Consider the following 9,239-nt stretch of genomic DNA (forward strand, 5'->3'; position numbering starts at 1 on the left):
ACCCTTCACCATATACTGGTGAGGGTTATTTATGCTGGCACATTCTATGCAATTAGTGTTCTGTTAATGAGGTCGATGACCTTCTTCTCATCCTCGTTGATGAAGAAGTGCCCTCCCTGAAACGTAACGATCGAGCAGGATTGGGTCGTGTACTCTTTCCACTGCCGGATCTCACCCATGCTTGTGATCTCATCCTCATCGCCGACAAGAACAGTAATATCTATGTCCCATTTTTCTTGGGGGGCTTCAGTGAAATAGCTCTCTACATTCTTGTAGTCAGACCTTAGGACTGGTGTGAAAATCCCCATCAGTTCTTTGTTCTCCGAAACTTGCTTCGGAGTTCCGCCAAGTCTGATGACTTCCTGCCAGAATTCATCATCCGGCAAATGATGAATCTTCTTCTTATCATGAATATGGGGCGGGTACATACCGGACAGAAAAAGATGCCGCGGTTTTTCCCAGCCGTTGGCCTGGATTTGTTTCATCAGTTCACATATATACAACGTCCCCATGCTGTGTCCAAATAACGAATAGCCCTTGTCGCCTATTTGATCCATAATAGCAGTAGAGATATCTTTCACCCCGTCACACAGCGAAGGATAGAATGGTTCTACAAACCTTCTTCCCCTCCCGGCCAGCTCTACGGGTATCAACTCAATTCTTGAGTCCAGCTCTCGTTTCCACTTTGTAAATACAGTAGCAGACCCGCCTGCGTACGGCAAACAAAACAACTTCATTCCATTTAAAGAACCGTTGCTGGTACCCACTGCATATTCTCCTTTTTGGCGTCCCATCGCATCTTTTAGAACGTCCTCAGAGGCATAGCTTCGCCATTTCGTGTATCTTGCTGCATACACTACTACTCTACCATTTATGGCCCCTGCGTCATTCTAAAGTGCCTAAGCTTCAATAGAACAGTCTGGTTATTTTTGTGAGAATAAAGCAAAAACCTCCCCTATAACTCTGCAGTTGTCAGGACAGGTTTTACCACTATGAGTATCTTTATCTATCCAAAAAATTGTCGACTTGGAACCCTTAACCAACATATTATCGTACGCCTATACCCTTGTCAAGAAATTACAGGTTAGGACGCTTTATTCACTTCCCTCTCAATATAAGCAACCAGATCCTGCATGGAATGAAATAATTCAATGTTCAGCATGTCGTCCTCAAATTGAATCTGAAACGCATTTTCGATCTCAACCACTAACCGGATGAACCCGAGTGAGTTAATCCCTGCATCCTGCAAGCTGATGTGATCCCCGGAGAAATCAATTCCGTTGCCCTGTACAGCTGCATTTCCAGTTGTTGCATTGCCAGTTGTATCGCCAGTTGCATCGCCAGCTGCCGCCACTTGCATCTGCTTGAGATAAATTTGCACCAATTGGGCTTCAATCTCATTTTTGGTTATCACGCTTAGAATCACTCCCCTTGTGGATTTTACCTATAGCCCTTGAGCGGGATGGATCATGACAATGGCTTAGAAGGAGTACGCTTTGTTTTGAGACAGGTGATCCAATAGTTTTTCCATGAACAGCTTTTCCTTGGACGCTATTTCTTCCAGATACCTCATGATTCTAGTAAGCGATTCCGGAGTGTTGTGCAAATAATATCTCAGCATCAGATTTCGGGCGTTTAATGCCAGCCGTTCCAATTCGATGGAAGAAGCAAGCACATCATCAGAAGTAATAAGCCGCTGTGAAGGCCCTTCCATGTATCTAATGCGGGCGGACATCAGGCTCTTATGCTCCCACAAGCTGTGAATATGCCTGACGTCGAAGCCGGTTTGCCCATTCAGCAACTGCTCGAAATATTGCAGCAGTGCGTTATAGGTCTTCAACCCGTAATCACAATGATTCCAAGGGGAGGCAACCATCCGGAATCTGGCAGATGTATTTCTGGAGAGCAGGTAATCTTCCAGGGTTTCCTGAGCCAGGGTCAGATCAAAATCATATTGTCCTGATTCATTCCATTTATACAGAAAGATCCGGTCGCACACCGCTTGATGATCGATAACATCAATGTTGTGATACGCCTGCTCAAAGTCGGTAAACCGTACGCTGGTGGAAGCAAAGGTATGTTTATCTGTAAAGCCCATAAGCTGAAACGTTTGCTCCTGCAAATCATATCCGTGGATCAATATATCATGGGAAAGATGGCTTTTGCGGTAAACTTCCCGTTCCGGGATGAAAAACTCGTCTACGTTCAGATTACAGTACATGCCGTCATCCAGACAGTCCCGGATAAAGTCGACAATATTGCGCTTGATAATGCCCATTGTGCTTCTTTGCAGGCGTTCGACATGCAGCCATGGATTTAAAGTATGGTCATGAATGTAAAAAGTAAAGGGGATGGGCGGATCAGGTCTTTTGTCATAACATACTTGTATATAGTTGCTGTAGAACCAAGGCAGACTCTTATCGTGTGCCAGCACGATACAAAGCGGAAAAGCAAAAAACTGGTATCCCCAAATAGGCGGCTGTACCACCGGTAAAAGCACTTTCTTCATTCCATACTTCCCCTTTCAGTTTCGAATGAGAATGGCAAGCTTTGGGATCTGTTTGGGCTATTCCAAAAACGGGCCTATCATCGAGACGGCATTCTTTTTCACCTCTTCAGGTGTTCCGGTGGCGACAATCTCCCCTCCCTTGTATCCTGCGCCCGGCCCCAGCTCGATGAGATGATCACAATAGGAAAGGACATACGGGTCGTGTTCGATGAGTATGACAGAATGCTTGCCGGCTACCAGTTTGCTTAAGATCATCAGCAATTTTTCGGCATCGTAGTAGCTGAGTCCGACAGTAGGTTCATCCAGAATATACAGATAGTTAACTTTTCCGCTTTTACCCAGCTCTCTGGCAAGCTTTAAGCGCTGCACTTCTCCTCCGCTCAGCGTGGTGAGACTTTGACCCAGATGAATGTAACCCATGCCCATCTCTTCTATTGCAGTCAGCAGGCTGCTGATTTTGGGCTGGTCCTGAAAAAAGGCCTGTGCTTCCGAAACAGACATCGCAAGAATGTCAGCAATACTGCGCTGCTTATACTTCACCCGCAGCACTTCATTCTTAAAACGTTTGCCTTGGCAGGACGGGCATTCCTCGCTAAACACAAGCTGGCTCAGCCATCTCTTGATGTGCCCGTAGCCATTGCACGCCGGGCATGAGCCTATAGAGTTAAAGGAAAAGTGTCCTTTCGTAAATTGCTGCGCCACCGCCTCTTCCTGTATGGAGAAAATATGGCGGATTGGCTCCCAGACCCCCAGAAAGGTAGCCACAATCGAATTTTCATGCCTCCGGGCCAACTGCTGGGTGACGACGACAAATCCGTCTATATTCCCGGTACCTTCCAGTTCCGCCTCTGCTCTGGCCTGAACGGTATCATTTTCGGTTTCCGCTTCGTCCAGACGCTTGGTTCCCGGTGCCCGTGCCTTCAATGCGGCCTGCAGCAAAGGGATCAATGTATCGATCATCAAGGAGCTTTTACCGCTGCCGGACAAACCGCATATGCCTACGATAGACTGCAGCGGGATATCCACGTTAATATTCTTCAGGTTATTGGTTCTGGCATTCTTGATGGAAAGCCTGGGCGTGGAGCTATCTACTGCACCCGCGTATTCTTTGGGCGGCATCGGTTTGTGAAGCAGATACTTGGCCGTTATAGATTCAGCGGAACCCAGAAAGTTGGCATAGTCCCCTTGATAGACAATAGTCCCGCCTCCCTGGCCCGCTTTGGGACCAAAATCAATAATGTATTCAGCCTGCCGGATCACACTTTCGTCATGCTCTACGACAATCACCGTATTTCCTTGTTCCTTCAAGCTTTGAAAGCTCCCGATAATCTTGGCCTTCTCCACTTCGTGCAGGCCGGCCGTCGGCTCATCAAAGATATAAATGATCGAATCCACTTTGGCTGACAGATGGGACATAATATGCAGTCTCTGAATTTCCCCGCCGCTAAGAGACGGAATTTCCCGGTACAGATTAAGGTAAGATAATCCAACGGTCTCCATACAGGTTAGCTTGCTGAGAATCTCCTTGATCAAATGCATCACAAAAGCAGAATGGGGCCTTACGGTCAGATAATGCTGAAAAAACGCTGTAAGCCCCAGCACATCCATCTGGCAAAGCTGGCCAATATGGTTATTCTCCAAGGTGATGGACAGCGCCCTTTCCCCAAGCCGGTACCCGTGGCATCTTGTACATGGCCGGGTGATGTGGAGATCAGGAAACTGCTGCAGATTCACTTTTTTCAGCTTCTCCTCAATAACTACATTCACTCCATAAAAGATAAGGTTCCCTTTGCTCTGCGTCCGTTTGGGCCGGTAATGCAAAAAAACGTCTCTGGCCTCTCCGGATAACTCAGAAACCGGCGTCTCCGGCGCGAGATTATAGGTTTGGATAAAGTTATCAAACCTTTTGGTGACATATTCCTTTTCCTCTTTTTTGTGCTGCGGAAACTCATAGGCGAACTGGTGCCATACTTCTATCGGTTCGCTGCTTGGCGGCAGAATCTTCGCAATATTCACCTCAGTAATCGTTCCTCTGCCGCTGCAGGCCGGGCAGGAGCCGTGAGGAGAGTTGAACATAAACATTCCGGGGACATAACCGCGCAAGGAAGCCTCTGGCTCTTCGTTCTCCTTCTCTACCCCTTCGTTCACATAGATCAGCGCCATCAGGTTCAGGAGCCGGGTGGCCGTCCCTACAACCGACCTTGGATTCAGGTTGCTCACGGTTCTCTGCTGTACGGCAATCGTCGGACTAAGCCCCTGAATCATATCAAACGCGTCATAGTGCAGGACGTCATGGGAAATGCCCAAGGCCTCCAGATAAAGCCGCTGCCCTTCATGATGGAGCGTATCAAAGATAAAACTGGATTTCCCCGATCCGCTAATGCCCGTTACGACAATAAGCTGCTGCTTCGGAATTTTTGTTGTGATGTTTTTGAGATTATGCAATTTGGCATTATAGACCTCGATATGTTTCATTACACAAGTCCTTTCTGCGCTCCCTCTTGATGGACTAACTCTCCAAGCGTTGATGCACGGTGAATATTGGCTGCCTGCTGACAGATATCCAGCAGCAGGTTAGCAATATGGTCATGATCATATACGCTGCGGTTGTATTCGATCCGGAGCGTAAACCGCTCTTCACCCGGGTTGACAAACAGACGCAGGGGAAGATGCAATTGTCCGATGCTCTCTGCTTGAAGCAAGTTCTGCCCGCTTCCGCTCTGTGTCTGGTTCAAGTGGAACGGAAAATTGGTGTATACCAGGCTCCGAGTGTTGGTCACCCTCTGTAAATAGTCGGCGGGAAGCCCGGACCACTGGCTTATCTGCTGTAAGGTAACATGCTCGTGGCGTCTGAGCTTCAGTAATTTTTTTTGCAGCGCTTGAAACCAGTCCTGGACACGCTCCGCAGGATCGTACATCAGGCGGACAGGCAGGCTGTTCGTAAACAAACCTACCATGGTGTCCATATGCTCCACCTCGGGGACTCTTCCCGATGTAATCATTCCGAGCATGATGTCACGCTTCTTGAGCAACCGGGCAAGCACCAGACCCCATACGCCAAGAAACAGCGTATTCATAGTGATCTGGCCTTTTCTGGTAAACTCTCTTGCCGCCTGCATAACATCGGGCGGAATATCTGCACTCTGAAAAGCGCCTTCGTAGTTCAGAGAGGTGATGTCGTTCGTAGGCTCCGGCTGCGTTTCTATGCTAAAACCCTTCATTTCCTCTGTCCAGCACGCCTTCGCTTCCCCGATATCCTTTGTTTTTTGCCATTGCATATAAGCCAGATAAGGCGTAGGCGCGGTTTCGGGCAGAGGCTTCAGGGATTCGCTCTGTTCATAGCTGTCCCATACTTCCCGCAGAATTATATTCATGCTCCAGCCGTCAAACAAAGAGTTCTGGTAAGACCAGACAAATTGATAGCAGGCCTCCCGGAGCTTCATAAGGTGGAAACGCATTTGTGGAACCTCATCCACTTTAAAGCTTTTTTTTCTTTCCAGGGACAGGAACTCATCCAGTGCGCGCTGCTGTCCTTCCTCCGAGAGTCCGGTCCAATCCAGCTCGTGGATGGTGATTTCAGCCTGTTTTTTGACAAACTGAACCGGATTGGAAATTCTTCTCCAGACAAAGCCTGTCCGCAGCAGGGTATGACGGTTCACTACCTTGTTCCAGGCTGACTGAAAGCGGCCGCGGTGCAGCTCCCCGGAAATTTGAAACGAAAGCAGATTTACCGTGCCCAGACGGGCATTGATAATATTGTGGTTCAACACCAGAAGCTGCATAAATGACAGCGGATACACACTTTCCACTTCTTCGGCAGATAAGACCTCCGCCAACAGGTTCTGATCGGAGGTATCGACATCAAAATAATGAATGCCCGCCCGTTGTTCCGGCATAGGCTCTTCTTCTTGCAGGGAGGCCGCCGGGTGCTCAAGGAGCTTATCGGATAATTGCGCTATCGTCGGGTAGTCGAAGAGCAGCTCCGAAGAAAACACGATGTCAAAATCCTTTGCACGGGAAGCAAACTGGATAGCTGTTACAGAATCGCCCCCGTGTTCGAAAAAGTCGTCCTGGCTGCTGACCGGCTTTTTCCCTAGTAGCTCCTCTAAGATGCTGCACAGTCTGGAGACGATGTACTCCTTCCGCTTCTCCGGTACATCCGGGAATGCTCCGGCCGAATTTGGGGAGAAGCTGGCCAGCAGCTCCTGAACTTGCTGCAGCTGGGACGAATCCAGTGTATAGCTTGTGCTGCCAACCTGAACGAAATGGTCTCCCCGGCTCACTGCCTTTAATGGTTCTTCGGGAAGTTCACCTGCCTCAAGGCTTCCCTGTTCTCCAGCAGCAGCTCTGTCAATCCAGTAAGTCTCTCTATCAAAAGCATAGGTTGGCAGCGGAATTCTTCTTGTCTGCCCGCCGGATTGAACGTTCTTCCAACAGACGTCAACGTTGGCCAACCACAACCTCCCCAAGGATTCGAGAAGGACCCTGTCAGCCGATTCGTTGTCTGTTTCCCTTGGCAGGGAATTCAGCAATAGAGCGGTTTGATTCTTTTCTTGAATGGTTAGATCCAGCATATCCAGGCGATTGTATTCCCAGCCGATCTTGATATATATCGGATTTTGGAGTGCGGCAAGCTCTGACACACAAGCCAACAGATTGCTTGGCTGGTTCAGGACCTCTTTCCAGTAGGCCAGGGAGGTTGCCTGCCCTTCTTCCATCCAGGTCTGCGATCGATTGGACAGAACCGGGAGGGTTGGCTGTCCCAGCACCATTCCTTCCGGAACCTCCCCCTCGAAAAACAATAATTTCAAGGCATCCTCGCGTGAAAAAACATTCGCCAGACAAGCGCCGACATATTCACCGATCCAGTCCCCGGCCACCGCGTGCGGGAAAACGCCCCAGTGCTGCCATAGCTGTACCAGGGAATAACCAAATATGAAAGAGAGAAGCGGTCCATTGGGCTCCTGGCTGGAGGGCAGCTCCGCTTGTCCTTGAACGTTATCAGCTTCAGGGAATATCCGCTTTGTGAGATCAAGTTGAAACATCCGTTCCACCATGTGAAAGCTTTCATCCATTGTTTTTCGGAAGTAAGGCTCTTGCCTATACAATTCCCGAACCATGGCTACGGGGGGTGCCTGTTCCAAGGAGAAAAAGAAAACAACGGATTTCTCCTGTTTAACCGCCCGCTGGTCCGGGCAGATGTTCCGCTGCTCTCCATGGTTGCCGCAAAGAAGAAATCCCCGGTAGTCAAAATGCTCCCTTCCCGTCTGAAGGGTATAAGACACCCGTGACAGGTCGGCCTCTGGATTGGCGTTGAGGTACGCCAGCAGATTGTCAAGGTTACGCTGCCGGGCCTGCTCTGTTTTCCCCGAGAACGGCAGCAGATGCCAATCTTGTCTGCTTGGTTCCAGACGGAGGTCTGGGGCTTGTTCGACAATGACATGGACGTTCGTGCCTCCGATGCCAAAAGAACTGACACCTGCCACCCTTTTCTGTTCACCCGCGGCCCAGGTCACCGGACTCTGATTCAGCCGGAACGGGCTGTCCTCTAACTCCAGCTGCTGATTCGGGTTCCGGAGGTGCAGGAGCGGCGGGATGAGCTGCTGCTGGATGATCAGAACCGTTTTGATCAAGCCGGCGATGCCTGAGGCGGTGTTCAAATGCCCGATGTTGGCCTTGACGGAACCAATGTAACACGACTCTTCCTGGTCCCGGTTTTTGAACACTTCCTTAAGGGCCGCAATCTCTACCTGATCGCCCAATTTGGTGCCGGTGCCGTGCGCCTCGATGTATCCTATATCATTGGGCGTCACTCCGGCCACTTCCATAGCTTCCGAAATCACTTGTACCTGTCCGTCCAATCCCGGAGCCGTGAACCCGATCTTGCCTGCCCCGTCATTGCCGATGGCTGACCCGCTAATCACCGCATAGATATGATCCTTGTCCGCAATGGCTTCCTCCAGCCGTTTGAGCACAATCACACCAACCCCATCACCGAACACGGTTCCTTCTGCCTTTTCATCGAAGCAGCGGCAGTGTCCGTCAGGCGATTCGATGCCGCCCGCTTTATAGAGGTATCCGCTTTTTTCAAGAAATTGAATGGAAACGCCTCCAGCCAGCGCCATATCGCACTCGCCATTCAATAAGCTTTGGCAGGCGATATGCACACTCACGAGGGAGGAAGAGCAAGCGGTCTGTACGGCAAAACTGGGACCGGTCGCATTCAATTTGTAGGAAACCCGTGTTGTGAGAAAGTCCTTGTCATTGGCCACCTCGATTTGCCGGTGGTCCAGGATATGCAGCAGCTCAGGATGGCTCATAATATGGGTGATATATTTATTTGCACCTACCCCTGCGAATACGCCGACCGCTCCATCGTATTGGGACAGGCTGTGCCCGGCATCCTCGATTGCCTTCCAAGCGCATTCCAGAAACAGCCGCTGCTGCGGGTCCATGATTTCCGCTTCTCTTGGTGTGTATTGAAAGAAGGCCGCATCAAACTGCCCGATGTCTTGCAAACGGCCGGAAGCCGGTACATACTCGGGTTTCTCAAGCAGAGCCGGATTCACTCCCGCCTGCCGCAATTCCTCTTTGGAGAAGAATTGAATCCCTTCCGCACCTTGAACCAGGTTATGCCAGAATTCCCCGATATCCCCCGCCTGCGGGAACCTTCCAGCCATTCCGATGACAGCAACCTTCGAGTTAAGATTAAGATCATTTTCCATGGTCA

5 protein-coding genes are annotated in these 9,239 nt (G+C 49.8%); all 5 read right to left on the reverse strand.

Features of this window, described 5'->3' with window-relative positions:
* Window positions 1-44 precede the first annotated feature (44 nt).
* Complete coding sequence (locus BLQ82_RS27525; protein WP_062525446.1) at window positions 45-767, reverse strand: thioesterase II family protein; 723 nt, start codon at window positions 765-767, stop codon at window positions 45-47.
* A gap of 317 nt (window positions 768-1,084) precedes the next feature.
* The gene (locus BLQ82_RS27530; RefSeq protein ID WP_062525448.1) at window positions 1,085-1,414 is read right to left on the reverse strand and encodes a phosphopantetheine-binding protein; all 330 of its coding nucleotides are present in this window, start codon (window positions 1,412-1,414) and stop codon (window positions 1,085-1,087) included.
* A gap of 66 nt (window positions 1,415-1,480) precedes the next feature.
* On the reverse strand, window positions 1,481-2,509 hold the full coding sequence (locus tag BLQ82_RS27535) for a cysteine peptidase family C39 domain-containing protein (RefSeq protein WP_062525450.1): 1,029 nt from the start codon (window positions 2,507-2,509) through the stop codon (window positions 1,481-1,483).
* A 57-nt stretch (window positions 2,510-2,566) separates the two neighbouring features.
* Window positions 2,567-4,984 carry an excinuclease ABC subunit UvrA gene (locus BLQ82_RS27540; RefSeq protein WP_062525451.1) on the reverse strand — a complete coding sequence of 806 codons (2,418 nt, stop codon included), beginning with the start codon at window positions 4,982-4,984 and terminating at the stop codon, window positions 2,567-2,569.
* On the reverse strand, window positions 4,984-9,234 hold the full coding sequence (locus BLQ82_RS27545; protein WP_062525453.1) for a beta-ketoacyl synthase N-terminal-like domain-containing protein: 4,251 nt from the start codon (window positions 9,232-9,234) through the stop codon (window positions 4,984-4,986). Before BLQ82_RS27545 ends, BLQ82_RS27540 begins: the two co-directional genes overlap by 1 nt.
* Between the last annotated feature and the right edge of the window lie 5 nt (window positions 9,235-9,239).

This window comes from Paenibacillus jilunlii, assembly GCF_900102965.1.
GTDB classification, from domain to species: Bacteria; Bacillota; Bacilli; order Paenibacillales; family Paenibacillaceae; genus Paenibacillus_AQ; species Paenibacillus_AQ jilunlii.

Excerpts from the sequence above, each read along its gene's own strand:
- BLQ82_RS27535 (WP_062525450.1), bottom strand. The coding sequence starts at position 2,509 with ATGAAGAAAGTGCTTTTACCGGTGGTACAGCCGCCTATTTGGGGATAC.
- BLQ82_RS27540 (WP_062525451.1), bottom strand. The coding sequence starts at position 4,984 with ATGAAACATATCGAGGTCTATAATGCCAAATTGCATAATCTCAAAAAC.
- BLQ82_RS27545 (WP_062525453.1), bottom strand. The coding sequence starts at position 9,234 with ATGGAAAATGATCTTAATCTTAACTCGAAGGTTGCTGTCATCGGAATG.